This is a genomic window from Megasphaera sp. SW808 (assembly GCF_012027795.1).
In the GTDB taxonomy this organism is placed as follows: domain Bacteria; phylum Bacillota; class Negativicutes; order Veillonellales; family Megasphaeraceae; genus Megasphaera; species Megasphaera stantonii.
Genome location: NZ_SJOT01000003.1, coordinates 53,102 through 76,273, shown reverse-complemented (window position 1 = coordinate 76,273; position 23,172 = coordinate 53,102). Strand labels below are relative to the sequence as shown.

The 23,172-nt window shown below is 55.6% G+C and carries 25 protein-coding genes; 23 read left to right on the top strand and 2 right to left on the bottom strand.

The genetic code is table 11. The annotated features are described in order from the left end of the window. The first annotated feature begins 10 nt into the window (after nucleotides 1–10). The 4 genes from lepB (at nucleotide 11) to E0L13_RS01945 (ending at nucleotide 2,184) form a co-directional block, all read left to right on the top strand. Nucleotides 11–571, top strand: coding sequence for a signal peptidase I (gene lepB / locus E0L13_RS01960; protein ID WP_168059911.1), 561 nt, complete (start codon nucleotides 11–13; stop codon nucleotides 569–571). 154 nt (nucleotides 572–725) lie between these two features. Beyond that, nucleotides 726–1,220: a QueT transporter family protein gene (locus tag E0L13_RS01955; RefSeq protein WP_168059909.1), complete on the top strand. Its 495-nt coding sequence runs from the start codon at nucleotides 726–728 to the stop codon at nucleotides 1,218–1,220. Beyond that, nucleotides 1,217–1,711 (top strand): preQ(1) synthase, encoded by a 495-nt coding sequence (gene queF, locus E0L13_RS01950; RefSeq protein WP_168059907.1) that lies wholly within the window; start codon nucleotides 1,217–1,219, stop codon nucleotides 1,709–1,711. Before E0L13_RS01955 ends, queF begins: the two co-directional genes overlap by 4 nt. Before the next feature lie 86 nt (nucleotides 1,712–1,797). Then, nucleotides 1,798–2,184 (top strand): hypothetical protein, encoded by a 387-nt coding sequence (locus E0L13_RS01945; RefSeq protein WP_087477062.1) that lies wholly within the window; start codon nucleotides 1,798–1,800, stop codon nucleotides 2,182–2,184. Nucleotides 2,185–2,283: 99 nt separating this feature from the next. Here the strand turns inward: E0L13_RS01945 and E0L13_RS01940 are convergent, their stop codons facing one another. Then, on the bottom strand, nucleotides 2,284–3,390 hold the full coding sequence (locus E0L13_RS01940) for an acyltransferase (protein ID WP_168059905.1): 1,107 nt from the start codon (nucleotides 3,388–3,390) through the stop codon (nucleotides 2,284–2,286). Nucleotides 3,391–3,487: 97 nt separating this feature from the next. On the opposite strand from E0L13_RS01940, the gene E0L13_RS01935 reads away from it, so the two are divergent. The 16 genes from E0L13_RS01935 to fumC all read left to right on the top strand — a co-directional run bounded on the left by E0L13_RS01935 (nucleotide 3,488) and on the right by fumC (nucleotide 17,176). Then, complete coding sequence (locus E0L13_RS01935; protein ID WP_087477060.1) at nucleotides 3,488–4,009, top strand: ECF transporter S component; 522 nt, start codon at nucleotides 3,488–3,490, stop codon at nucleotides 4,007–4,009. A gap of 28 nt (nucleotides 4,010–4,037) precedes the next feature. Next, nucleotides 4,038–4,436: a DUF3592 domain-containing protein gene (locus E0L13_RS01930; RefSeq protein ID WP_168059903.1), complete on the top strand. Its 399-nt coding sequence runs from the start codon at nucleotides 4,038–4,040 to the stop codon at nucleotides 4,434–4,436. A 27-nt stretch (nucleotides 4,437–4,463) separates the two neighbouring features. Continuing rightward, complete coding sequence (folE, locus tag E0L13_RS01925; protein WP_095630057.1) at nucleotides 4,464–5,096, top strand: GTP cyclohydrolase I; 633 nt, start codon at nucleotides 4,464–4,466, stop codon at nucleotides 5,094–5,096. After that, the gene (folB, locus tag E0L13_RS01920; RefSeq protein ID WP_095630058.1) at nucleotides 5,084–5,446 is read left to right on the top strand and encodes a dihydroneopterin aldolase; all 363 of its coding nucleotides are present in this window, start codon (nucleotides 5,084–5,086) and stop codon (nucleotides 5,444–5,446) included. Before folE ends, folB begins: the two co-directional genes overlap by 13 nt. After that, a complete protein-coding gene (gene folK, locus E0L13_RS01915) occupies nucleotides 5,439–5,918 on the top strand; it encodes a 2-amino-4-hydroxy-6-hydroxymethyldihydropteridine diphosphokinase (protein ID WP_168059901.1) in 480 nt (159 codons plus the stop codon). Before folB ends, folK begins: the two co-directional genes overlap by 8 nt. A 15-nt stretch (nucleotides 5,919–5,933) precedes the next feature. After that, nucleotides 5,934–6,599, top strand: a complete 666-nt coding sequence (locus E0L13_RS01910) for a response regulator transcription factor (protein ID WP_107195929.1) — start codon at nucleotides 5,934–5,936, stop codon at nucleotides 6,597–6,599. Then, nucleotides 6,596–8,140 carry a HAMP domain-containing sensor histidine kinase gene (locus tag E0L13_RS01905; protein WP_168059899.1) on the top strand — a complete coding sequence of 515 codons (1,545 nt, stop codon included), beginning with the start codon at nucleotides 6,596–6,598 and terminating at the stop codon, nucleotides 8,138–8,140. The genes E0L13_RS01910 and E0L13_RS01905 overlap by 4 nt, the downstream gene beginning before the upstream one ends. 147 nt (nucleotides 8,141–8,287) lie before the next feature. After that, a complete protein-coding gene (locus E0L13_RS01900) occupies nucleotides 8,288–9,049 on the top strand; it encodes a dihydroorotate dehydrogenase electron transfer subunit (protein ID WP_095630062.1) in 762 nt (253 codons plus the stop codon). Next, complete coding sequence (locus tag E0L13_RS01895) at nucleotides 9,049–9,963, top strand: dihydroorotate dehydrogenase (RefSeq protein WP_095630063.1); 915 nt, start codon at nucleotides 9,049–9,051, stop codon at nucleotides 9,961–9,963. The genes E0L13_RS01900 and E0L13_RS01895 overlap by 1 nt, the downstream gene beginning before the upstream one ends. Nucleotides 9,964–10,161: 198 nt before the next feature. Then, on the top strand, nucleotides 10,162–10,656 hold the full coding sequence (gene purE / locus E0L13_RS01890; protein WP_198643478.1) for a 5-(carboxyamino)imidazole ribonucleotide mutase: 495 nt from the start codon (nucleotides 10,162–10,164) through the stop codon (nucleotides 10,654–10,656). Nucleotides 10,657–10,692: 36 nt separating this feature from the next. Beyond that, the gene (purF, locus tag E0L13_RS01885) at nucleotides 10,693–12,120 is read left to right on the top strand and encodes an amidophosphoribosyltransferase (protein ID WP_087477050.1); all 1,428 of its coding nucleotides are present in this window, start codon (nucleotides 10,693–10,695) and stop codon (nucleotides 12,118–12,120) included. Beyond that, nucleotides 12,101–13,165, top strand: coding sequence for a phosphoribosylformylglycinamidine cyclo-ligase (gene purM / locus E0L13_RS01880; RefSeq protein ID WP_168059897.1), 1,065 nt, complete (start codon nucleotides 12,101–12,103; stop codon nucleotides 13,163–13,165). Before purF ends, purM begins: the two co-directional genes overlap by 20 nt. Beyond that, nucleotides 13,158–13,772, top strand: a complete 615-nt coding sequence (gene purN / locus E0L13_RS01875) for a phosphoribosylglycinamide formyltransferase (protein WP_095630065.1) — start codon at nucleotides 13,158–13,160, stop codon at nucleotides 13,770–13,772. The genes purM and purN overlap by 8 nt, the downstream gene beginning before the upstream one ends. Before the next feature lie 12 nt (nucleotides 13,773–13,784). Further along, nucleotides 13,785–14,390 carry an IMP cyclohydrolase gene (locus E0L13_RS01870; RefSeq protein WP_087477047.1) on the top strand — a complete coding sequence of 202 codons (606 nt, stop codon included), beginning with the start codon at nucleotides 13,785–13,787 and terminating at the stop codon, nucleotides 14,388–14,390. Next, entirely contained in the window at nucleotides 14,390–15,661 is a 1,272-nt protein-coding gene (purD, locus tag E0L13_RS01865; RefSeq protein ID WP_168059895.1) for a phosphoribosylamine--glycine ligase, read from the top strand. The genes E0L13_RS01870 and purD overlap by 1 nt, the downstream gene beginning before the upstream one ends. A 126-nt stretch (nucleotides 15,662–15,787) precedes the next feature. Continuing rightward, on the top strand, nucleotides 15,788–17,176 hold the full coding sequence (gene fumC / locus E0L13_RS01860) for a class II fumarate hydratase (protein ID WP_168059893.1): 1,389 nt from the start codon (nucleotides 15,788–15,790) through the stop codon (nucleotides 17,174–17,176). Nucleotides 17,177–17,255: 79 nt separating this feature from the next. Here fumC and E0L13_RS01855 read toward each other — a convergent pair whose 3' ends face one another. After that, nucleotides 17,256–18,767, bottom strand: a complete 1,512-nt coding sequence (locus tag E0L13_RS01855) for an FAD-dependent oxidoreductase (protein WP_168059891.1) — start codon at nucleotides 18,765–18,767, stop codon at nucleotides 17,256–17,258. A 267-nt stretch (nucleotides 18,768–19,034) separates the two neighbouring features. Here E0L13_RS01855 and topA point away from each other — a divergent pair, with 267 nt between their 5' ends. The 3 genes from topA to hslV are packed head-to-tail and all read left to right on the top strand — an operon-like array spanning nucleotide 19,035 to nucleotide 23,164. Further along, the gene (gene topA / locus E0L13_RS01850) at nucleotides 19,035–21,308 is read left to right on the top strand and encodes a type I DNA topoisomerase (protein ID WP_154877265.1); all 2,274 of its coding nucleotides are present in this window, start codon (nucleotides 19,035–19,037) and stop codon (nucleotides 21,306–21,308) included. Further along, nucleotides 21,298–22,620, top strand: a complete 1,323-nt coding sequence (trmFO, locus tag E0L13_RS01845; protein WP_168059889.1) for a methylenetetrahydrofolate--tRNA-(uracil(54)-C(5))-methyltransferase (FADH(2)-oxidizing) TrmFO — start codon at nucleotides 21,298–21,300, stop codon at nucleotides 22,618–22,620. The genes topA and trmFO overlap by 11 nt, the downstream gene beginning before the upstream one ends. 4 nt (nucleotides 22,621–22,624) lie before the next feature. Further along, nucleotides 22,625–23,164: an ATP-dependent protease subunit HslV gene (gene hslV, locus E0L13_RS01840; RefSeq protein ID WP_240924633.1), complete on the top strand. Its 540-nt coding sequence runs from the start codon at nucleotides 22,625–22,627 to the stop codon at nucleotides 23,162–23,164. Nucleotides 23,165–23,172 lie beyond the last annotated feature (8 nt).

Below are 23,172 nucleotides of genomic sequence, written 5' to 3'. Positions count from 1 at the left end.
AGGGTTTGCTGTGAATACAATTTTGCATGAAGTATATGAGTGGGTATATTCCATTATCATAGCGTTGGCCATCGCGATGGTCATTCACATTTTCTTTTTCCAGCCGACACGCGTGTCCGGCGAATCGATGGTGCCGACGCTTCATAACGGCGAATACCTCATTGTGTCCAAGCTGGGGCACGTCATGGGCGATGTGCCGGATTACGGCGATATCGTCATCATCGACAGCCGCGTGCTGTACGAGCGGACCTGGAAAGACGATGTGACGGAGCCTATGAACAATTACCTGGCCTTTTTCAATCATGACTTACAGACGAAAAGCGTCTGGGTCAAGCGGGTCATCGGCCGGCCCGGCGATACGCTGGCCTTCCGCGACGGCAAGGTATGGCGCAACGGCGAGCCCTTGGACGAGCCGTATATCAACGAGCCCATGAATTACAGCCGTAAGGATGAAATCAAGATTCCCGAAGGCTATGTATTCTGCATGGGGGACAACCGCAACCACAGCAGCGACAGCCGCTTTATCGGTCCCGTGCCTGTGGATCACGTATTGGGCAAGGTAATTTGGTAGTACCATAATTTCACAAGACAGTTCGCAATCCATCCTGTCGGTAAACAAAACTAGGAAGCTGTACATGACATGAATTTTTATGTATGTATGCCGACGGGTTTGCCTTTGGACAAGCCCGTTTTTTATTGTAATGAAATGAAGGGAGGCGGCGCTGATGTATAATTTCCTGGCAAATACGAAACGCATGACTATTTCCAGTATGGTCATTGCCTTGTATATCGTCCTGCTGTATGTGACGCAGGGCGTTTCCTTTGGCCCCTATCAAATCCGAATCGCTACGGCCTTGTATGCATTGGCTTTCGTGTACCCCTTCCTGGTCGTGCCTATGGGGATTGCAAACTTTGCCGCTAATTTTTTGTTTGGCGGCCTGGGATTGCTGGATATGGCCGGCGGCTGTCTGGTCGGCCTGGTGACGACGTGGCTCATCGTGCAGGTTCGCCTGCGGGGCTGGAACGTCTGGCTTGCGGCCCTGCCTATCTGGTGGGTTCCGTCCTTAGGCGTCAGCCTGTGGCTCTCCTATTTATTTGGCCTTCCCTACGGCATGCTCGTCGCGTCGTTGTCGGCAGGGCAGTTTCTGCCGGCTCTTTGCGGCGTATTTCTCATCCACGCCTTGACCAAGGCATATCGTGTTAATAAGGAGCATGTATGAACAGAACAAATGAAGAATTAAGCCAGCTGGCTTCATTGGGGAGTCAGCATACGACGTATCATCAGGATTACGACCCGGGACTGCTGGAAACCTTTGACAACAAGCATCCTGGCCGGGATTATTTTGTCAAATTCAACTGCCCGGAATTTACCAGCCTGTGCCCCAAGACAGGCCAGCCTGACTACGCGACGATTTATATTTCCTATGTGCCGGACCAAAAGATGGTCGAAAGCAAGTCGCTGAAGCTGTACCTGTTCAGCTTCCGCAATCACGGCGATTTCCATGAAGACTGCGTCAATATCATCATGGACGACCTGATCGCCCTCATGAACCCGAAATATATCGAGGTGTGGGGCAAATTTCTGCCCCGCGGCGGCATCAGCATCGATCCGTACTGTAATTACGGCCGCCAGGGTACGCCGTGGGAGCAGGTAGCCTGGCAGCGCCTGTCCCAGCATGATTTGTATCCGGAAAAGGTAGATAATCGGTAAAGCTGCCGGGCCGCGTCTTCTTTTTTTTCGGCGTTCATGGTATAATCATCTTATTAGTATACTGTAATAAAGGATGGTGCATACAGGTGAAAACAAAAAAAATCGTACTGGCTCTGGCTATGACCTTGGCAATTTCAGCGACGGCATTCGCAGCGAAAGATAATATGTGGCAATACAATAAATACACGACGATCGATATGGATTCGGCAAAGATTTCCTACGATATGGGCCGTGAAGTATTGACCTTTGAAACTATCGAAGTGGCCGGCGATACGACGGACTACTGCACGTACGTCTACAACGTAGACGACCAGACGATCCAGCTCAAGGAAATGGTTACCAAGACGAAGAAGAGCAAATACAAGAGCAGCTTCTATCCCGAAGATATCAAAGACGGCAACAGCGTCATCAAAGCGCGGGCCCGCATGGCCAACGACGTATTGGAAAAGGTACGTCAGGAACGCCGGAAATAATTCGGCTCTCCTTCTTACATACGCATAAAAACTCCCCGTCACGGAATGCAGGCGCATTCGCGGCGGGGAGTTTTGTTTTTTGCTGTGTTTAGGACAGGTTTATTTGCCTTTCAGGCACACCGACAGCCAGCGGGGCAGGGGAAGGTTCATGACGACGGCGGAGTAGGCCGCGGCCAGGCCGGCTACGATGAGATAGATGGCGAGGATGTGGACGGCCCGCAGGTACAGGTGGAAATGGGCTGCCAGGCCGGTGCAGGCGCTGAGGAAGACGGGATGGACCAGGTAAATGGGATAGGAGTAGTTTCCCAGCATGGATAAGAGGCGGTGCATGACTGGCGGAACGGAATGGCATTCGAGCCAGTACAGGAAGAAGACGATCGTCGTGACCGTATAGACCATGCCGACAGGGCTGAGCTGATGGACCGTAAAGACGGCGGACAGGACGTCGTAATGGAGGTAATCCATGACGCCGTAGTAGGCGGCCAGCATGCCTGCCGTAGCGGCCAGCTGAAGGACGTTGATGAAGACGCCGCGGCGGCTGATCCAGTCGACGGCCTGTTGGAAATGTTCGGCCATAAAGGCGCCGAACATGAAGATGAACAGGTAATGGAAGACGACGTAGTTCAGCCGGTATACGAAGGCGTCGTGCAGGAACGGCGAGTCCGTCGGCGCCGTCCAGATATAACTGGAATAAAAATTGAAGACGACGTTGGCCGCGAACAACAGCGTAAACGAGGCGAGAGGCGCCTTATCCATCTGGCGGAGCAGGCCGCGCCAAAGCGGCATGAGAAGGTAAAACCACAGCAGGATGACGAGAAAGTAGATATGATACATGGCTAGGCCATACCACAGGGTTTTCACGAAGGCCAACGGCTGAAACAGGTTGAAATTGTGACTGAGAACGGATACGTACACCATATAAAACAGGGACCAGGCGATATAAGGGACAAAGACTGTCCGCAGGCGGCGGCGCAGGTAGTCTTTGTAGGAAAAGGGCTGGTTCAGGGGCTGGCTGCAGAACATGCCGAAGGCCGACAGGAAGAAGAAGGCCGGTACGGAAAACCGCGACAGGATTTCCAATACGGCGACGAGCCACAGATTAGGCGTCGGATTGGCAATGGCTACGGAGCCGACGTGAATGCCGATGACGCCGAGCATGCACAGGCCGCGCATATAATTGATGGAATGAATAAATCGCTTTGACATTAGGCACCTCGAAAGATACAATAAGATGTGTGTAGTATGGTATAATAAAAAGACGTATTTATTATATCAAATTTTGACGCATTAAGCAGGTATCAGTATGAATCAATCTATGACGAAACGCATCACCCGGACGGGCCTGCTGCTGGCGGCGACGCTGATCTTGCAGGGGCTGCGCCTGTTTATTCCTATCCCTCCGCAGGTCAGCATGTTTGTCATCGGCTCTCTGGTCAACGCTTGCCTGGTGCTGGCAGTGTGGAGCGTCGGGCGGAAATCCGGCCTGGTCGTGGCCTGTGTGACGCCTGTCTTTGCCTGGCTGGAAGGGATGCTGCCCTTTTTGCCCTTCATATTTCCCGTCGCGGCCGGAAACTGCGCCTTTGTCTTCGCCGTCGATGGGCTGCGGCGGTTTCGCGCGGCCGGTTTAGCTGGCGCGGCGCTGTGCAAGGCCGCCGTCGTGTACGGCTCTTTTTATGTCTTGTTCAGCTATGTGGAATTTCCCGCTGCCGTACGGCACATGATACTGCTGGTCATGAGCTGGCCTCAAATCGTGACGGCCGCAGCCGGCGGCGTGTTAGCCTATGTCATTGCCAAGCGCCTGCCCCGTCTGGAGGGGCCGCGCTGATACCTGTCGTTTTAGGAGGAACGCATTCATGAGCATATTTTATTACCTGCCGGCTCTCATCGGCGTAGTGTTTATCATCGTCGGGACCTATCACGGCTGGAAGCTCCGCCGCCTTGTCGGCCGCTGCAAGGCCGCCGCTACGGGGACGCTGCTAGGCTTTGAGCAGCAGAAATCGAAGAGCGGCGACCGGTATTTCCCCGTCGTCGAGTTCAGCGACGGCGAACAGACCTATCGGGCCCGGTATGGCTTCGGCTCGCCCGAATGGGATATCGTCGCCGGCGACGAAGTGGATTTGCGCTACAACCCGGATAATCCGGAAGAAATTTATTTGTATCACAAGCAGAGCCTGCGGCAGCAGTATGCCAGCCCGTTTTTCGTGATTGTCGGGGGGCTGATTTTTATTTTCGCCTACTACTATCTTTTGTAATAGATGAGGACGGAAAAGGAGGAGATTATGACGACAACGACATCATCCTATCCGGTCAATCCTGAAGCCGTGCAGGCTATGAAACAATTTTTGGAAGCCTTGGGACTGGATTTGACGGCCTTGGGCATGGAAAAGACGCCGTACCGCGTCGCCGAGGCCTTCGGCCAGTTTTTTTCCGGCCTGAAGGAAAATCCGGACGACGAGTGGGCCGCTCCGATTATATCGCAGACGAACGGCTTGGTAGCCGTCCGCAACATCCGCTTCCAGTCCATGTGCGAGCACCATCTCCTGCCGTTCTTCGGGACGGCCCATATTGCGTATTATCCCCAGGACGGGCGCATTGCCGGCTTCGGCCATTTTGCCCGGGCCGTCAGCGTCCTGGCCCGCCGCCCGCAGCTGCAGGAACGGCTGACCGAGGATTTATGCCAATCGCTGTGCCGGGGGCTCCAGCCGAAAGGCGTGCTCGTCGTCGTCAAGGCGACTCATCTGTGCCTGACGATGCGCGAGGGCATGGCTGCCGACGCCGACATCGTCACGGCGGCGACCAGCGGCTGCCTTCAGGCCGGCACGAAGGAATACGATCAGGCCTGGAAGCTTCTCATGGGCGATGCCGGAGCCGGTACTATACTGATGAAAGAGGAAGAATCATGGACACCATAACCATAAAGGGAATGCATTTTTACGGCTATCACGGCTGTCTGCCGGAAGAACAGCGGACGGGACAGCCCTTTCACGTCGACGCCGTGTTGTACGCCGATTTGTCAAAGGCCGGGGCCAGCGATGAGTTGAACGATACGATTGATTACAGCAGGGTGTATCAGCTCGTACAGTCTATCGTAGAAGGCCGGACGTACCGACTCATCGAGCGGCTGGCTGCGGTCATTGCCGACGAGGTGCTGGCCGGCTTTCCCGTCGACGCCGTGCGCGTCGCCGTACACAAGCCGCAGGCCCCTATTGGCGGCCCCTTTGACGACGTGGCGGTGACGGTGGAAAGGAGACGCCATGGCTAGATTTTATATCAGTGTCGGCGCCAATCTGGGCGACAGGGAGCAGAGCCTGCGCAAGGCCATCGACTGCTTGCGCCGGACGGAGGGTATAGATGTTGCGGCGGTGTCGCCGTGGTATGAAACGCCGCCGTGGGGCAAGACGGACCAGCCGGCCTTTCTTAACGGCGCAGCGGCCGTCGACGCGGACATGAGCGGACAAGAACTGCTGGATATTTGCTTATCCATTGAGAAAGAGCTGGGCCGGGTGCGCCATGAAAAATGGGGAGCCCGGGTCATCGACATGGATCTCGTGTACAGCCCGGATGAGAGGAGCTGTACGGAGACGCTGAAGCTGCCCCATCCCTATATGCTGGAACGGGCCTTTGTCCTCGTGCCGCTGCGGGATATTGCGCCGGATTTGATCCTGGAAGGAAAGACTATTGACCAGTGGATAGACGACCTGCCTGATGCCGGGCAGGTCAAGCCATACGTGTAAAAGGGGGAGAGCGTAGTGGAAAAAATATTGATTGCCGACGACGAGCAGCTCATGCGCCAGCTCGTCGTAGATTTTCTCCAGCCCGAAGGCTATGAGCTCATCGAAGCGGCCGACGGCAAGGAAGCACTGGAGCTGTATAAGAAGGAACATCCCGACTTGGTCCTTCTCGACGTCATGATGCCGGGCTACGACGGCTGGACTGTATGCCGCGAAATCCGCCGCGAATCGGCCGTGCCTATTATGATGCTTACGGCCAAGGGCGAGGAAATTGACCAGCTCTTCGCTTACGATTTGGGCGTCGACGAATATATTACCAAGCCCTTCAGCCCGAAAATCCTGGTGGCAAAGATTAAGGCCCTCCTGCGCCGCGTCCAGAAGGAGCAGGAAGTGCAGAAGATCGAGGACGGCGTGTCTATCGACCAAGAGGCGCGTCAGGTCGTCCTAGACGGCAAGAACATCGATTTGAGCCCGACGGAATACAAGCTGCTGACCTATCTGGTCAGCAACGCCGGCAAGGCATTGAGCCGCCGTCAGATTCTCAATAAGGTGTGGAACTACGATTATTACGGCGATTTGCGCACTGTCGACACGCATATCAACCGCCTGCGCATCAAGCTGGGCGATAAGGGAAAATACATTCAAACCGTCCGCGGCTACGGATACCGCTACGATGCCAAATGACGCGCCTGTCCCTGCGGGTACAGTCGGGCATGTATGTTCTCGGCTTTACTCTCTTTTTCATTCTGACTCTCATTGGAGCCATTGGGTTTGGGTTTAACCGTTACTTTTTCGATGCTAAGCAGGATTCCATGGCCGAGGCAAGCCGCCAGATCAGCCGTATTTATCAGGAAAAGGGCCGCAGCGGCGAAGAAGAGATTGACATGGTGAGCCAAAATGTGGGCATTGACGTGCTTATTGTCGATAACCAGCAGCTGGTCTACTCGTCGCGGCCGAGCCGTCGTGTCTGGGTCAGCCCGCCGAAAATGGATGACAACGACGTCGTCGTTGTCGTCGGCAAGGAAACGGAAGCACAGGAACATGATGCTAATGCCCGAATGCCTCAGCACATACAGGAATTGATGAGCCTGCTGCAGGGAAAGGATCCCGCTGAAACGGAGCTTGGTCAGGTGCGTTATTATGAGTTGGATAACAATTTCCGCTATTTTAACCTGGTGACCCGCATAGATGACAACGTATATCTGCTTATGATTTGTCCGATTGCGCCTATGCAGGAAAGCATTTACCTCGTCCAGAAATTCATCGTCACCTGCGGCATCATCTGGCTTATCATCGCCGCCGTCGGTACGGTGCTCCTGACCAACAAGATGACCCGGCCCCTACTGGAGCTCAAGAGCCTGTCGGCGGCCATGACCCATTTAGATTTCACCAAGAAGTGGCAGGGGAAGCGGACCGATGAAATCGGCGAGCTGGGCACGAGCCTCAATATCTTGTCAGATCAGCTGAACGAAGCCCTGACGGCGCTGAAGCAGTCGAACGAAGAGCTGCAGAAGCAGCTCGACAAGGCCAAAGAAGTCGAACACATGCGCCAGTCCTTTATCTTCGCCGTGTCTCATGAATTGAAGACGCCTCTGGCGATCATTCAGGGCTACGCCGAAGGATTGGACAGCCTGCACATTGACGAGGCGACGCGGCAGAAGTACTGTCATGTTATCCAAAGCGAGACGGTCAAGATGGACAACCTCGTCAAGAGCCTTCTGAACCTGTCGCGGCTGGAAACGGGGTCTTTTAAATTAGAAAAGACGGCCTTTGATTTCGCCGCCCTGACGGATGAGGCGAAGGAGCGCTTCGCCAACGCCATTCACAAGAAGGGCATCCATATGGAATGGCACGTGCCCGATGAAATGACGGTGTATGGCGATCCGGAGCAAATCGACATCGTTCTCAGCAATTTCCTGAGCAACGCCATCGATTACACGCCTGACGGCGGCAGGATTGCCGTCAGCTGTAAAGAGCAGGAAACGAATTACGTCGTCAGCGTATATAACCAGGGAATTCAAATTCCCGAAGAGTACCAGCCCCGTATTTGGGAGCCCTTTTACAAAGTCGACACGGCGCGAAGCCGCAACGTCCGGCGGACCTTCGGCGGTCACGGCCTGGGACTGGGCATCGTCGCCGCCCTGGTCAAGCTTCACGGACAGCAGTACGGCGTGCGCAACGAAGCGGACGGCGTGACCTTCTGGTTTACCATTCAAAAAGGATAATGATTGCAACGAGCCCGGCTGCGTCCCTGCGGCCGGGTTGTCGTATATATTGCCGCGGAGGCGGAAAAGGCGGTCTTTCGTGTATTTATCTGGATGCCGTTCTATGATACAATACTAATAACTATGATAGTGGAAGGATGGGGACAAGTGAAAAAGTTTTTGGAAAACGCGGAAATTTTGCAAAATGAAGCGATTATTCCCGACGTTTGGAAAATGGTATTTCATGCGCCGAAGATTGCTGCCGAAGCAAAGCCCGGCCAGTTCGTCAATATGCAGAAGCAGGGAGGGAAGACGTTCCTGCGCCGTCCCTTCGGCATCGTCGACGCCGATACGGAGACGGGAGCCGTTACGATCATTTACCGCCTCGTAGGCACGGGGACGCAGGAGATGGCGGCTATGAAAGCAGGCGAAGTCATCAGCGCTGAAGGCCCTCTGGGTGAAGGCGTGTTCACGACGACGCCGGGCAAAGCGCTCCTCGTCGGCGGCGGCGTCGGCCTGGCTCCGCTTATTTTCCTGGCCAAGAAGCTGGATAAGCCCGTCGTGCTCGTAGCCGGTAAGACTGCGGCAGAAACGTTCTGGACGAAGTTTTTTGAGCCCTATGCGGAAAAGATTTACGTGACGACCGACGACGGCTCGCTGGGCATCAAGGGCTTTGCCGTCCATGCCTTGCCGACGATTTTTGCTGAAAATCCAATCGACCGCGTGTCGGTGTGCGGCCCGACGGTCATGATGCAGACCATTGCCGAAGCGTCCGACGCGGCCGGCGTTGCCTGCGAGGTTTCCATGGAAAAACGGATGGCCTGCGGCATCGGCGTATGTCTCGGCTGTACCTTTGAAAGCAAGATAAGCGGCAAACGCTATAAGGTCTGCGCCGACGGTCCTGTATTCCCGGCGAAGGAGGTCTTCTGATGAACAAGGAACGCATAGCTGTGAACTTTGCCGGCATTTCCATGAAAACGCCGGTCATGGGGGCGTCGGGAACCTTCGGCTTCGGCCTGGAATACGCCGACTTCCTCGACATTGACAACATCGGCGCTATTATATCCAAGGGCATTACGCCTTTGCCGCGGCCGGGCAATCCGGGCGTGCGCGTCGCCGAAACGCCGGCAGGCATGCTGAACTGCATCGGCCTGGAAAATCCCGGCGTAGACGCTTTTAAGCGGGATATCCTGCCGGAAGTAAGCCGTCACAGTACGCCGCTCATCGTCAATATCTCGGCCGGTACGGCGGAAGAATACGGCGAATTGGCTGCAAAGCTCGACGTAGACGGCGTCGCCGCCCTAGAAGTCAACATTTCCTGCCCGAACGTCAAAGAGGGGGGCATCGTCTTCGGCACCGACCCGAAGGCCGCCGCGTCGGTAGCCCGCAGCGTCAAGGACCACACGAGCAAGCCGGTCATCATGAAGCTGTCGCCGAACGTGACGGATATTACCGTCATGGCTAAAGCCGTGGAAGACGCCGGAGCCGACGCCGTATCGCTCATTAATACGCTGACAGGTATGGCTATCGACATCTATACGCAGAAGCCTCTGTTAGGAAATATTACGGGCGGCTTATCCGGTCCGGCCGTAAAGCCCGTGGCCCTGCGCATGGTATGGCAGGTTGCCAACGCCGTGAAGATTCCCGTTCTGGGCTTAGGCGGCATCGCGTCGTGGCAGGACGCCGTCGAGTTTATGCTGGCCGGCGCCAGCGCCGTCGCCGTAGGGGCATATAACTTCGTCAATCCCTGCGCCGTAGAAGAAATTGCCGAAGGTATGGACGCCTACTGCGAAAAGATGGGAATTTCCCATATCAGCGAGATTATCGGCAAGATAAACGATTGACACGTATAGGCGTTTTTGGTAAAATCTAGGTGTATTTTGATAAGTTATGATTCAATAAGGAGATGCGCTATGGACATTGCTTTATGGACTGATAGTGAAGCGGTTTGTAAACGGGCAATGCAGCAGTGCGTCTAAGTGAATAAACCCAAAGGTGATTGCCTCACTTTTGGGTTTTACTTATTCTAAGGAGGGATTTTTTTGAAGGTCGGCATTATTATGGGAAGCGATTCAGATTTTCCGATCATGAAAAAAGCGGTTGATGTGTTGAAAGAATTTGGCGTAGAGTACGAAGTATTATTGGCTTCGGCGCACCGGACGCCGGCTGCCGTGCGGGACTTCGCCTCCGGCGCGGAAGAACGGGGCATCAGCGTCATCATCGCCGGCGCCGGCATGGCGGCTCATCTGCCCGGCGTCGTCGCCAGCTTTACGACGCTGCCGGTTATCGGCGTTCCTTTGGAAAGCGGCAGCCTGAAGGGCATGGACGCCCTGCTGGCTATCGTGCAGATGCCTTCGGGCATGCCCGTTGCGACGATGGCCGTAAACGGCGCGAAAAACGCGGCCCTGCTGGCTCTGCAGATCGGCGCGGTCAGCGACCCGGCGCTGGCTGCGAAATACAAAGCCTACCGTGAAGACATGGCGAACCAGGTCATGGAAAAGAACAAAAAGATTCAAGAAGCCGTACAGGCGTTGTAATCCAAAATTTCAGCATTTAGCAAACAGGAGGTTTTCATGTTTTACGATCCGATTTGGGATAAGCAGCATGAAGAATGCGGCGTATTAGGTATTTTCGACAAGACTCTGGATATTCCCCGCTACATCTACTGGGGGCTGTTCGCCCTGCAGCACCGCGGACAGGAAAGCGGCGGCATGGCCCTGACTGACGGCGTAGATATTCACACCTACCGCGGTATGGGCCTTATCAGCTCGGTATTTGAAAAAGGTGTTCCCGACGAAGAAGGCGGCCCTATCGGCATCGGCCACGTCCGCTATTCGACGACGGGCTCCAATAATCCTCGCAATATCCAGCCGTTGGCCGTGTATACGCCTATGGGACAGCTGGCGCTGGCTCACAACGGCAACCTGACCAATACGCGCGCCCTGCGGGAAGAGCTGGATAAAAACGGCGCCATTTTCCAGACGACCATGGACAGCGAAATCATCGTCAACCTGATCAGCCGCAGCCAGAAGGAAACGATGGAAGAACGCATCATGGAAAGCATGAACCGTCTCGGCGGAGCCTATTCCCTCGTGCTGATGACCAAGGATAAATTGTACGGCGCCCGCGATCCTTACGGCTTCCGTCCGCTGTGCATCGGCCGGACCGACGGCGGCGGCTGGGTATTGGCGTCGGAAACATGCGCTCTCGACGCTATCGGCGCGACCTTTGTCCGCGACGTACAGCCCGGCGAATTCGTAGAAATTACGGAACAAGGCGTAAAATCGAGAATCTTTGCAACAGTAGACCGCAAACAAATCTGTTCCTTTGAATATATTTATTTTGCCCGTCCGGACAGTACTATTGACGGACAGGACGTATACCAGGCCCGCCTGAACATGGGCAAGGAAATGTGGAATGAAACGCAGTACGATGCCGATTTGGTCATTTCCGTACCGGACAGCGGCAACACGGCGGCTATTGGCTATTCCCAGGCTTCGGGCATTCCGTTCCGCCACGGCCTTATCAAAAATCGCTACATGGGCCGTACCTTCATCAAACCGAATCAGAAGCAGCGCGAACTGGCCGTGCGCATGAAGCTGAACGTCGTCAAATCCGTCGTAAAGGGCAAGCGCATCGTCATGGTCGACGACTCCATCGTCCGCGGCACGACGAGCGGCATTATCTGCAAGCTCCTGCGCGAGGCCGGAGCGAAGGAAGTCTACATGTGCGTATCGGCACCGCCGATTAAATATCCCTGCTTCTACGGCATCGACACGTCGGTCCGCAAGGAACTCATCGCGTCGACTCTCAACGTAGAACAGATACAGAAATACATCGGCGTAGACAAGCTGCATTTCATTTCCATCGAAGGCCTGAGCCGGGCGATCTCGAATATTCCGCGGGAAGACATGTGCTTGGCCTGCTTCAACAACGACTACCCGACGGCCATTCCCACGGCGAATGAGGAAGGAGAAAAATATGCTCTCGAACACAAATAAAGGATTAACCTATGCAGACGCCGGCGTAGATATCGATGCCGGCAACAAAGCAGTAGAACTCATGAAGGATTCGGTCAAAGCGACGTACCGCCCGGAAGTCCTCGGCGACCTCGGCGGCTTCGGCGGCCTCTTTTCTCTCATGAACAGCGAGATAAAAAATCCGATTCTAGTAAGCGGCACTGACGGCGTAGGCACGAAGCTGCGCCTGGCCATTATGATGGATAAGCATGATACGGTCGGTCAGGACTGCGTAGCCATGTCCATCAACGATATTCTCGTCCAAGGGGCGGAACCGCTGTTCTTCCTGGACTACATCGCCGTAGGCAAGCTGGACCCCGTACAGGTAGCGACGATCGTAAAAGGCGTCGCCAATGCCTGCAAGGAATCGGGCTGCGCCCTCCTCGGCGGCGAAACGGCTGAAATGGCCGGCTTCTACGCAAAGGACGACTACGATTTGGCCGGCTTCGGCGTCGGCATCGTCGACCGCGAAAAAGTCATTACAGGCGAAACGATCAAAGCCGGCGACGTCCTCATCGGCCTTCCGTCGACAGGCGTTCATTCCAACGGCTTTTCGCTGGTCCGCAAGATCGTCTTTGAACGAATGAACATGAAGCTCGACCAGTACGTCGACGAATTGGGCATGACTATCGGCGAATGCCTGCTCACGCCGACGCGCCTCTATCCGAGACCGTGCCTGCCCATTATCCGCAATTTCGACGTCAAGGGCATGGTGCACATTACAGGCGGCGGCTTCTATGAAAATATTCCCCGCGTGCTGCCGAAGGGCGTAGGCGTGGAAATCGACGTGACGTCGTGGCCGCAGCTGCCGATTTTCGGCCTTCTCCAGAAATGGGGCAACGTGGACAAGCGCGAAATGTACCGTACCTTCAACATGGGCATCGGCATGATCATGATCGTCGACGCGAAGGATGCCGACGCCGTCCTGGCCAACCTGGCTGAACGGGACGAAAAGGCCTATGTCATCGGCAAGGTCGTCGATTCGGACGTGCCGGTCACGCTGCAGGGAGGCGCGTTCAATGACTAAAAAGCGCATGGTCATCTTTGCTTCGGGCCGCGGCTCCAACGCCGTCGCCCTGCACGACGCCGTGGAAGCCGGCGCCATTAACGCCGAAGTCAAGGCGCTGGTCTGCGATATTCCCGGCGCGCCCGTCATGGACCGGGCCAGGGAATGGGGCGTGCCGGTTATCCTGGCGGACCGCAAGCAGTTTGGCTCCAAGGCGGAATTTGAACAATTCATCCTCGACCAGATTGCGCCGTATCAGGCCGACGTCATCTGCCTAGCTGGGTTTATGCGGCTTCTCAGCGGCGATTTCATTTCCCGCTACGAACATAAAATCATCAATATCCATCCGGCATTGCTGCCGTCCTTCCGCGGCCTGCACGCCCAGCGACAGGCCTTGGAAGCGGGCGTAAAAATTGCCGGCTGCACCGTTCACTTCGTCGTTCCTGATATGGACGCCGGCCCGATTATTCTGCAGTCGTCTGTTCCCGTCATGGAAGACGACACGGAAGATACGCTGGCGGCCCGTATCTTGACGAAGGAACATCCTACATTTATCAAAGCCGTTTCCCTGTTCTGCGACGACAAGCTCCGCATTGAAGGCGGCGTCGTCAAAGGCACGCAAGCATAAGGAGGAATTATCATGAAGGTTAAACGCGCGCTCATCAGCGTATCCGATAAAACGGGCGTCGTCGAATTAGGCAAGGCCCTGGCCGATATGGGCGTTGAAATCATTTCTACAGGCGGCACGATGCGGGCTCTGAAAGAAGCCGGCGTACCGGTCATGGCTGTACAGGACGTTACGGGCTTCCCGGAAATGATGGACGGCCGCGTCAAGACGCTGAATCCGAAAATCCACGGCGCTATCTTGGCCGTCCGCGACAACCCGGAACATGTCCAGGCCATGAAAGACCACGACATTACGCCGATCGATTTGGTTGTCGTCAACTTGTACCCCTTCCAGCAGACCATTGCCAAACCGGACGTCACGCTGGCCGAAGCGATTGAAAACATCGATATCGGTGGCCCCTGCATGGTCCGGGCGTCGGCTAAAAACAATAAATACGTAGCTATCGTTACGAATCCGGCTAAATACGGCGAAATCATCGACATCCTCCGCAAAGACGGCGAATTCAGCGACGAATACCGTTTGGAACTGGCGCAGGAAGCGTTCCATCATACGGCCGTATACGATACGGCCATTGCCGAATACCTGGCCGGCCAGGTTGCGAAAGGAGCTGCGAAATAATGAAAGTAGCAGTGATCGGCAGCGGCGGCCGCGAACACGCCTTGGCCTGGAAGCTGGCGCAGAGCAAAACCGTTGAAAAATTATACGCTATCCCCGGCAGCGCCGCTATGGCGGAAATTGCCGAATGCATCGACATCCCCGTATCTGATTTGGAAAAAATCGCCGTATACTGCTGCGGCGAAGGAATCGACATGCTCGTCGTCGGCCCGGAAGTTCCTTTGACGGAAGGCTTGGCAGATATTTGTCAGGCTAAGGGGCTGGCTGTATTCGGCCCGAACAAGGCTGCCGCGCAGATGGAAGGCTCTAAGGCCTTTGCTAAGGACATCATGAAAAAATACCATGTTCCGACGGCGGCGTACGCAACCTTTACCGATGGGGAAGCGGCAAAGAAATATATTCATGAACAGGGCGCTCCCATCGTCGTCAAGGCCGACGGCTTAGCTGCCGGCAAGGGCGTCGTCGTCGCCCAGACGGAAGAAGAAGCCGTAGAAGCGGTTAACGCCATGATGGAAGACCACATCTTCGGTGCGTCAGGCGGCCGCATCGTCGTCGAAGAATGCATGGTCGGCGAAGAAGCGAGCCTGCTGGCTTTTGTCGACGGCAAGACTATCGTTCCCATGATTTCGGCTCAGGACCACAAGCGCATCTTCGACAACGACGAAGGCCCAAACACGGGCGGCATGGGCGCATACGCTCCGGCTCCGGTCATGACGCCTGAACTGGTGAAGGAAGTAGAAGAAAAAATCCTCCGCCCCGTCGTAGACGGATTGGCTCAGGAAGGCATCGTATATCAGGGCTGCTTATACGCCGGCCTCATGATTACGGCCGACGGCCCGAAGGTCGTCGAATTCAACTGCCGTTTCGGCGATCCTGAAACACAGGCTGTACTGCCTCTCCTCGATGGCGATTTGGCGGAAATCATGTACGCCTGCACGCAGGGGACGCTGACGAAGGACCTGGTGGCTTGGAAAGACGCTTCGGCGTGCTGCGTCATCATGGCCTCGGCTGGCTATCCGGCGTCTTCCCATAAAGGCGACGTCATTTCCGGACTGGATTCCCTCGACGATGCGGCCATGGTATTCCATTCCGGCACGGCCAAGAAGGACGGCCAGTACGTGACGAACGGCGGCCGCGTCCTCGGCGTGACGGCTGTAGCCCCGACGCTGAAGGAATCTATCGACGAAGCGTACCGTCATGTTGCGGCTATCCATTTCGACGGCCAGCAGGTCCGCAGCGACATCGGCGCGAAGGGCTTGAAGCATTTACAGTAAGAAACGTCTGCGGCCTGTTGCAACAGAGCGAAAGACGAAGCAAGGCTCCCTGCGGGGAGCCTTTTTCATAAAAACATATGATATGTATCATGCCCGTTTTTACGGGATAGACAGGAGGATACGAACATGGAATATCGCATAGAGAGAGACTCGATGGGAGAAGTGAAGGTGCCTGCCGATAAATTGTGGGGGGCCCAGACGCAGCGGAGCTTTGAAAATTTCCAAATCGGCACGGAAAAGATTCCAGCTGAATTGGTGACGGTATTTGCCTATTTAAAGAAAACGGCCGCCTTAGTCAATAAAGAGCTGGGTGCCGTAGACGGCGACAGGGCCGACGCCATTGCCTCTGCCTGCGACGACGTCTTGGCCGGCAAATTGGACGGCAATTTCCCCTTGGCCGTATGGATGACCGGCAGCGGCACGCAGTTCAACATGAACATGAACGAAGTCATCGCGCACCGGGCCATGCAGCTGTTGCAGGAACAGGGAAAAGACGTCAACGTTCATCCGAACGACCACGTCAACCATTCGCAGAGCTCCAACGATATATTCCCTACGTCGCTCCACGTAGCGTCGCTCCTGCTCATCAAGCGTCAGCTGTTCCCGGCCATGGACACGCTGTACCATGCGCTCCACGCCAAGGCGGAAGAATATGCCGGCATCGTTAAGATTGGCCGCACCCACCTGCAGGACGCTACGCCCCTTACCTTGGGACAGGAGTTCAGCGGCTGGGCCCGCATGATCGAACGCAATAAGGAAATGCTGGAACGGGGCATTGATTTCCTTCGCGATCTGGCCATGGGCGGCACGGCTGTCGGCACGGGCATCAACTGCCCGGAAGGATACGACGTAAGGTTTGCCGAAACACTCAGCAAGCTGACGGGTGAAACGTTCCATACGGCGCCGAATAAATTCCACGCCCTGACCAGTAAGGACGAGCTCGTCGTCGTTCACGGCATGCTGAAGGCCCTGGCCTGCGATTTGATGAAAATCGCCAACGATGTGCGCTGGCTGGCGTCTGGCCCCCGCTGCGGCATCGGCGAAATCACCATTCCGGAAAATGAACCGGGCAGCTCCATCATGCCGTCGAAGGTAAACCCGACGCAGTGTGAAGCTATGACTATGGTAGCCGTACAAGTCATGGGCAACGACGCGACCGTCGGCATCGCCGCCAGCCAGGGCAACTTTGAGCTCAACGTATTCATGCCGGTAATTGCCTACAACATGGTGCAGTCTATCCGCATTCTGAGCGACGTCATGGATTCGTTCTGCAGGCATTGCGTTGTCGGCATTCAGCCGAATCTCAAAAAAATCGATTACAACCTGCATCAGTCCCTCATCCTCGTTACGGGCCTCGTGCCCCTTGTCGGCTATGACAAGGCCTGCACGATCGCCAAGACGGCGGCTAAGGAAGGATTGACGCTGCGCGAATCGGCCGTTGCCAGCGGCTGGGTTACAGGCGAGCAGTTCGACGCCGCTATGGATCCGGCGAAGTTAGCAGGCGTAAAAGCATAAATATTGTATATATAGAAAAAGCAGAAGCGCCATGCCTCTGCTTTTTCTATATGCTGAATGGGAAGCGATACAAGTATCGTCATTTCTTTTCGTAATAGTATCGCGTCCACATGGTGACTTCCGACAAGGCTGGATGAGGCGTCATCGTTTCGCTGAGGGTGTAGACGGGATTCGGGGCCAGATTTCTGGTCAACGGCAGGGCTCGCAGCGCTTGGGCCGTCGGCGAGGCAATGTCCTCGTGAAGCGGCGCGATGGTATGGAAGCCGCAGGTCAGCTGATTGACGAAGGGCTGAATCAGGATAGACGCTTCATGGCCGATAATATGAGCTCCCAGGATATACTTCGTTTTCTTGTCGATCACCAGCTTGACGAATCCGTCGTCATCGTCGCCCGGTTCCAGCCCCATGGCGTATCCTTTGGCCGAAGCGGAATAATGATTTACAGCGATTTCGACGTCATAGCCTTTCTTGCGGGCGTCGGCTTCGCTGAGGCCGACGTGGGCTGCTTCGGGATAGGTGAAGGTGACGGCAGGGACGATGTCGTAATGAACCCAGCGCCACTGTTCGGGCAGTACGTCGGAGAAGAGATTGTGCGATAAGATTTCCGCTTCGTGATTGGCCTTGTGGCGGAACGGCGCCTGGCCGTTTACGTCGCCGATGGCCCAGATGCCTTCGGCGCTGGTTTCGAGGAATTCATTGGTCATGATGAAGCCGCGGCTGTCGGTGCGGACGTCTGTATGTTCCAAATGAAGGAGGTCCGTCATGGGGCGGATGCCCGGCGCGACGAGGATTTCGTCGGCGTACAATTCCGTCGTCTCTCCCGTCGCTTTATCCTGTACGGTCAGGCATTTTTTGCCGTCCTTGACCGAGGCGGAAAGGGTCGTCTGATTGAGGCGGACGGAAATACCGTGGTTGGTGAGCTGCTTCAAAATAAAGGCGGAAATATCTTCGTCTTCCTTAGGCAGCAGGCGGACGTTGCGCTGGACGATGGTGACCTTGGTGCCGGCGGCGTTGAACACGTGGGCGAATTCGCAGCCGATAGGGCCGCCGCCGATGATGAGCAGGCTGTCGTAGGGCCGTTTCGGATATTTGCTGCCGAACAGCGTTTCCGATGTCAGGTAGCCCGTTTCTTCCAGGCCGGGCAGGTCGGGGATATTGGTACGGGCGCCGACGCCGATGAAAATCTTGTCGCCGCTGATGTCCTGGGCCGTACCGTCGTTCATGGCGATATGCAGGCTCTTTTTGCCCGTAAAGGACGCCGTGCCTTCGTAGACGTCGACGTTCGGGAAGGCGGCGTAATAGTCCTTGATCGCGCTGTTTTCGTTGATTTTATGCCACAGGCGGCGGGTGATGACGTCCCAGTCCATGCGCACGTTGTCGGCATAGACGCCGATGCGGCGCGCTTCCTCCATTTCCCGGACGACGTTGGCCGCCGTGACCATGATTTTCGTGGGGATGCAGCCGCGGTTCAGACAGGTGCCGCCGAAGCGGTCCCGTTCGATGACGGCGATGCGCAGGCCCTGCCGCTGGGCCGCGTCGGTAATAATATTGGCAGCGCCGGTGCCAATGACGATGACATCATAGTGGTTCATACGTATCGTCTCCTTTTGTATACGAATTTTGTATGCTTTTAGTATACGGTAATTTTAAAAAGTCCGCAAGGGATCCGCCCTTTAAATTTTGTCGCTGCCAGCCCTTTATGGGAATACGTATTGTCCTGCAGAATAGGTATATCCTAAGGTCAAACCTTGAAAGGCCCGTCGGAATAGTGTATTATTTTAAAATAGATTTGTTGCTAAGTGTTAGCTTGTACAGAAAATCCGGCTTAAATGCCGGCAGGGAAGTTAGGATGGAGATATATGCTGGAATTTCCGATTAAACGAACGATTATTATTGACGATACGAAGAAAAAGAAGCGGGGCCGCAAGAAGAAAGACGACGGCGAAAAGATGGTTATTAACGGGACCGTGAATCTGCCGGAAAAGAAGCCGCTGAAAAAAATGGACCCCCTGCCGAAAAACGCCAAAAATCTGGTTATCGTGGAATCGCCGGCCAAGGCCAAGACGATTGAACGCTTTTTAGGCAGCTCGTATAAGGTAATGGCCAGCCGCGGCCATCTCCGCGATTTACCGCGCAATCAGTTCGGCGTCAATATCGAAGACGGGTTTACGCCGTCGTATACGAACATGTGGGATAAGCGCAAGCTCATTGAAGAGCTGCAGGACGAGTTCATCCGTTCTAAAAAAGTATATCTGGCGACTGACCCGGACCGCGAAGGCGAAGCGATTTCCTGGCACTTAGCTCATTTGCTGGAAATCGACCCGAAGGACGCCTGCCGCGTCATGTTCCACGAAATTACGAAAAAGGCCGTACTGGCCGGCATGGAAGACCCTAAGCCCATCGATTTGAAGAAGGTCGACGCCCAGCAGGCCCGCCGCGTCCTGGACCGCATCGTAGGGTACAAGTTGAGCCCCCTGCTGTGGAAAAAGGTCTGCAAGGGGCTGAGCGCCGGCCGCGTGCAGTCCGTAGCCGTGCGGCTTATCTGTGAGCGCGAAGAAGAAATCAAGGCCTTTGTGCCGGAAGAATACTGGACTGTCGGCGGGACGTACAAGACCGAACAGGGCCTGGTCCTTACGACGGAGCTGGTGAAAATCGACGGTGAAAAGGCCAAGATCAGCGACGGAGACATGGCTCAGAAGATTGCCGCCGATTTGCAGTGGGAACAGCGCGGCGAAGAAGGTCATGACCCGGACCGAATCGTCAAGGTAGAGAAGAGAAAGCGCAAGCGTCAGCCCCAGCCGCCTTTCACGACGTCGACGATGCAGCAGGAATGCGTCAGCAAGCTGAACTTCGGCGCTAAAAAGACGATGATGCTGGCCCAGCAGCTGTACGAAGGCCTGGATATTGGCGAACAGGGCCACGTAGGCCTGATTACGTACATGCGTACGGACTCGACGCGCATCAACGACGACATGGTCCAGGCGGCCCGCGATTTCATCATGTCGACGTACGGGAAGGAATACGTGCCGGAAAAGGCCCGCGTATACAAGACGAAGCAGTCCAGTCAGGACGCCCATGAAGCAATCCGCCCGACGTCGCTGGAGCTGACGCCGCACGTCGTCTCGCCGTTTCTGACGCGGGACCAGCTGCGGTTGTACACGCTCATTTGGAATCGTTTCCTGGCCAGCCAGATGGAAGCCGTGGAAACGGAGCACATGGCTATCAGCATCGCCAGCGGCATATACGAGCTGCGGGCTGCCGGGTATAAAGTATTGTTTAAAGGCTTTACGGAGCTGTACGAAGACGCGAAAAAAGATAAGACGTTATCGGAGCTGCCTCACATCGAAGAAGGTTCCGTCGTTCATAATCAGACTGTAGAACCGGCGCAGCACTTCACGCAGCCGCCGGCCCGCTATACCGAAGCCAGCCTCATCAAGACGCTGGAAGAAAAGGGCATCGGCCGGCCGAGTACGTACGCGCCGATTATGGATACGATTCAAAACCGCAACTATGTGGAAAAGAAGGACAAGCAGTTTATCCCGACGGAACTGGGTGTCATTATCGTCGACTTGCTGAAAAAGTATTTCGAGCGCATCATCAACGTCGGATTTACGGCTCATATGGAAGAAGAACTGGACGATATCGAACAGGGGAAAGACACGTATACGCACGTCCTGCAGGAATTTTACGACGTATTTAAGCCGGAAATGGACGTAGCGGAGCAGCAGATGGAAAAGGTAGCCGTCGCCGGTCAGGATTCCGGTCAGGTCTGTGAGCTCTGTGGCGCGCCGATGGTATATAAATTCGGCCGCTTCGGCAAGTTCCTGGCCTGTTCCAACTTCCCCGAATGCCGCAACACGAAGGCTATCGTCGAGGATTTGGGCATTACCTGTCCCAAATGCGGCCAGGGGAGCCTGATTAAGCGCAAATCGAAGCGGGGCCGCGTGTTCTACGGCTGCAGCGAATACCCTAACTGCGATTTTGTCCTGTGGAACCAGCCTATCGATAAAAAATGTCCCGTCTGCGGCAGCATCATGGTCGTCAAGCATTATAAAAAAGGACCGGATAAAATCTTCTGCAGCAACGCAGAGTGTGAAAATCATAAGAAGGGTGAAGCCATCAATGAAGAATAGCGTACTTGTCATCGGGGCGGGACTTGCCGGCTCCGAAGCGGCATGGCAGCTGGTGAAGCGGGGTATTCCCGTCGAGCTCGCAGAGATGCGGCCCGTCAAATCGTCGCCGGCTCATCATACGGAATTATTTGCAGAATTGGTGTGCAGCAATTCGCTGCGCGCCGCCAACATAGAAAACGCCGTCGGGCTGCTGAAGGAGGAAATGCGCCGTCTCGGCTCCCTCATCATGGAATCGGCCGATACGCACCGCGTGCCTGCCGGCGGCGCCCTGGCTGTAGACCGCGTGCCGTTCAGCCAGTTTGTGACAGACCGGCTGCGGAACCATCCTCTTGTTACGATACGAAACGAAGAAATTACGGAGCTGCCGGACGACCAGATCTGCATCGTCGCCACGGGGCCGCTGACCAGCGACGCCATGGCCGAAACGATACGGGCCATGACCGGCGCCGATTACTTCCATTTCCACGACGCCGCGGCGCCCATCGTCACCGTCGATTCGCTGGATATGAGCAAGGTATATCGGGCGGCGCGGTACGGCAAGGGCGGGGCAGATTATTTGAACTGCCCCTTTACGAAGGAAGAATACGAAGCCTTCTGGCAGGCCCTGACGACGGCCGAATGCGCCGAGCTGCACGATTTCGAAAAGAATGACAACGTCTTCGAAGGCTGCATGCCCATTGAAATCATGGCCTCCCGCGGCGTCGATACGATGCGCTACGGCCCCATGAAGCCCGTCGGCCTGGAGCTGCCCGACACGGGCGAAATGCCCTACGCCGTCGTTCAGCTGCGGCAGGACAACGGCAGCGCGACGCTGTACAACATCGTCGGCTTCCAGACGCACCTCAAATTCGGCGAGCAGAAGCGGGTCTTTTCCATGATTCCCGGATTGGAGCAGGCAGAATTCGTCCGCTACGGCGTCATGCACCGCAACTCGTATATCAATTCGCCGGAACTTCTGGAACCGACGCTGCAGTACCGCCGCAATCAGAACATCTTTTTCGCCGGTCAGCTGACAGGCGTCGAAGGGTATTTGGAATCGGCGGCCATGGGCCTGCTGGCCGGCATCAACGCCGCCCGCCTGCTGGAAGGGAAGGACTGCCTGACCTTTTCGCGCCGCACGGCTATCGGCGGCCTGAGCCAGTATATTTCCAGCGGCCCGAACGATAATTTCCAGCCCATGAATATCAACTTCGGCATTATGGAACCGCTGGGCATCAAGAAGCGCATGAAAAAGAAGGAAAAGAACGCTATGCTGGCGCAGCGGGCTTTGGAAGAAATTGAAGTGATGAAGGAGAAGATAGAGAATGTCTGATATGATGTCTACAGAATTTCACGCGACGACTATCGTCGCCGTGCAGCGCGACGGCAAGACGGCCATTGCCGGCGACGGCCAGGTGACAATGGGCAACGCCGTCATTATGAAGGGCACGGCTCAGAAGGTACGCCGCCTGTACCACGGCAAGATCATCAGCGGCTTCGCCGGATCTGTCGCCGACGCCTTTACCTTGTTTGACCATTTTGAAGAAAAGCTGAACGAATACAACGGAAATCTCGTCCGCAGCGCCGTAGAACTGGCCAAGGACTGGCGTTCCGATAAAATACTGCACAAGCTGGAAGCGCTGCTCCTCGTTGCCGACAGCCAGCGCATCCTCCTGATTTCCGGAAACGGCGAAGTCATCGAGCCCGACGACGGCATTTCGGCCATCGGCTCCGGCGGCAACTACGCCTTGGCGTCGGCCCGGGCCCTGATGCAGAACACAGACCTGTCGGCCCGCGATATTGCGGAAAAATCGCTGCACATCGCCGCCGATATCTGCGTGTATACCAATCACAACGTCATCGTAGAAGAAATATAATAAACTAT

Excerpts from the sequence above, each read along its gene's own strand:
- E0L13_RS01955 (WP_168059909.1), top strand. The coding sequence starts at position 726 with ATGTATAATTTCCTGGCAAATACGAAACGCATGACTATTTCCAGTATG.
- queF (WP_168059907.1), top strand. The coding sequence starts at position 1,217 with ATGAACAGAACAAATGAAGAATTAAGCCAGCTGGCTTCATTGGGGAGT.
- E0L13_RS01940 (WP_168059905.1), bottom strand. The coding sequence starts at position 3,390 with ATGTCAAAGCGATTTATTCATTCCATCAATTATATGCGCGGCCTGTGC.
- E0L13_RS01935 (WP_087477060.1), top strand. The coding sequence starts at position 3,488 with ATGAATCAATCTATGACGAAACGCATCACCCGGACGGGCCTGCTGCTG.
- E0L13_RS01930 (WP_168059903.1), top strand. The coding sequence starts at position 4,038 with ATGAGCATATTTTATTACCTGCCGGCTCTCATCGGCGTAGTGTTTATC.
- folE (WP_095630057.1), top strand. The coding sequence starts at position 4,464 with ATGACGACAACGACATCATCCTATCCGGTCAATCCTGAAGCCGTGCAG.
- folB (WP_095630058.1), top strand. The coding sequence starts at position 5,084 with ATGGACACCATAACCATAAAGGGAATGCATTTTTACGGCTATCACGGC.
- folK (WP_168059901.1), top strand. The coding sequence starts at position 5,439 with ATGGCTAGATTTTATATCAGTGTCGGCGCCAATCTGGGCGACAGGGAG.
- E0L13_RS01905 (WP_168059899.1), top strand. The coding sequence starts at position 6,596 with ATGACGCGCCTGTCCCTGCGGGTACAGTCGGGCATGTATGTTCTCGGC.
- E0L13_RS01895 (WP_095630063.1), top strand. The coding sequence starts at position 9,049 with ATGAACAAGGAACGCATAGCTGTGAACTTTGCCGGCATTTCCATGAAA.
- purF (WP_087477050.1), top strand. The coding sequence starts at position 10,693 with ATGTTTTACGATCCGATTTGGGATAAGCAGCATGAAGAATGCGGCGTA.
- purM (WP_168059897.1), top strand. The coding sequence starts at position 12,101 with ATGCTCTCGAACACAAATAAAGGATTAACCTATGCAGACGCCGGCGTA.
- purN (WP_095630065.1), top strand. The coding sequence starts at position 13,158 with ATGACTAAAAAGCGCATGGTCATCTTTGCTTCGGGCCGCGGCTCCAAC.
- E0L13_RS01870 (WP_087477047.1), top strand. The coding sequence starts at position 13,785 with ATGAAGGTTAAACGCGCGCTCATCAGCGTATCCGATAAAACGGGCGTC.
- purD (WP_168059895.1), top strand. The coding sequence starts at position 14,390 with ATGAAAGTAGCAGTGATCGGCAGCGGCGGCCGCGAACACGCCTTGGCC.
- fumC (WP_168059893.1), top strand. The coding sequence starts at position 15,788 with ATGGAATATCGCATAGAGAGAGACTCGATGGGAGAAGTGAAGGTGCCT.
- E0L13_RS01855 (WP_168059891.1), bottom strand. The coding sequence starts at position 18,767 with ATGAACCACTATGATGTCATCGTCATTGGCACCGGCGCTGCCAATATT.
- topA (WP_154877265.1), top strand. The coding sequence starts at position 19,035 with ATGCTGGAATTTCCGATTAAACGAACGATTATTATTGACGATACGAAG.
- trmFO (WP_168059889.1), top strand. The coding sequence starts at position 21,298 with ATGAAGAATAGCGTACTTGTCATCGGGGCGGGACTTGCCGGCTCCGAA.
- hslV (WP_240924633.1), top strand. The coding sequence starts at position 22,625 with ATGTCTACAGAATTTCACGCGACGACTATCGTCGCCGTGCAGCGCGAC.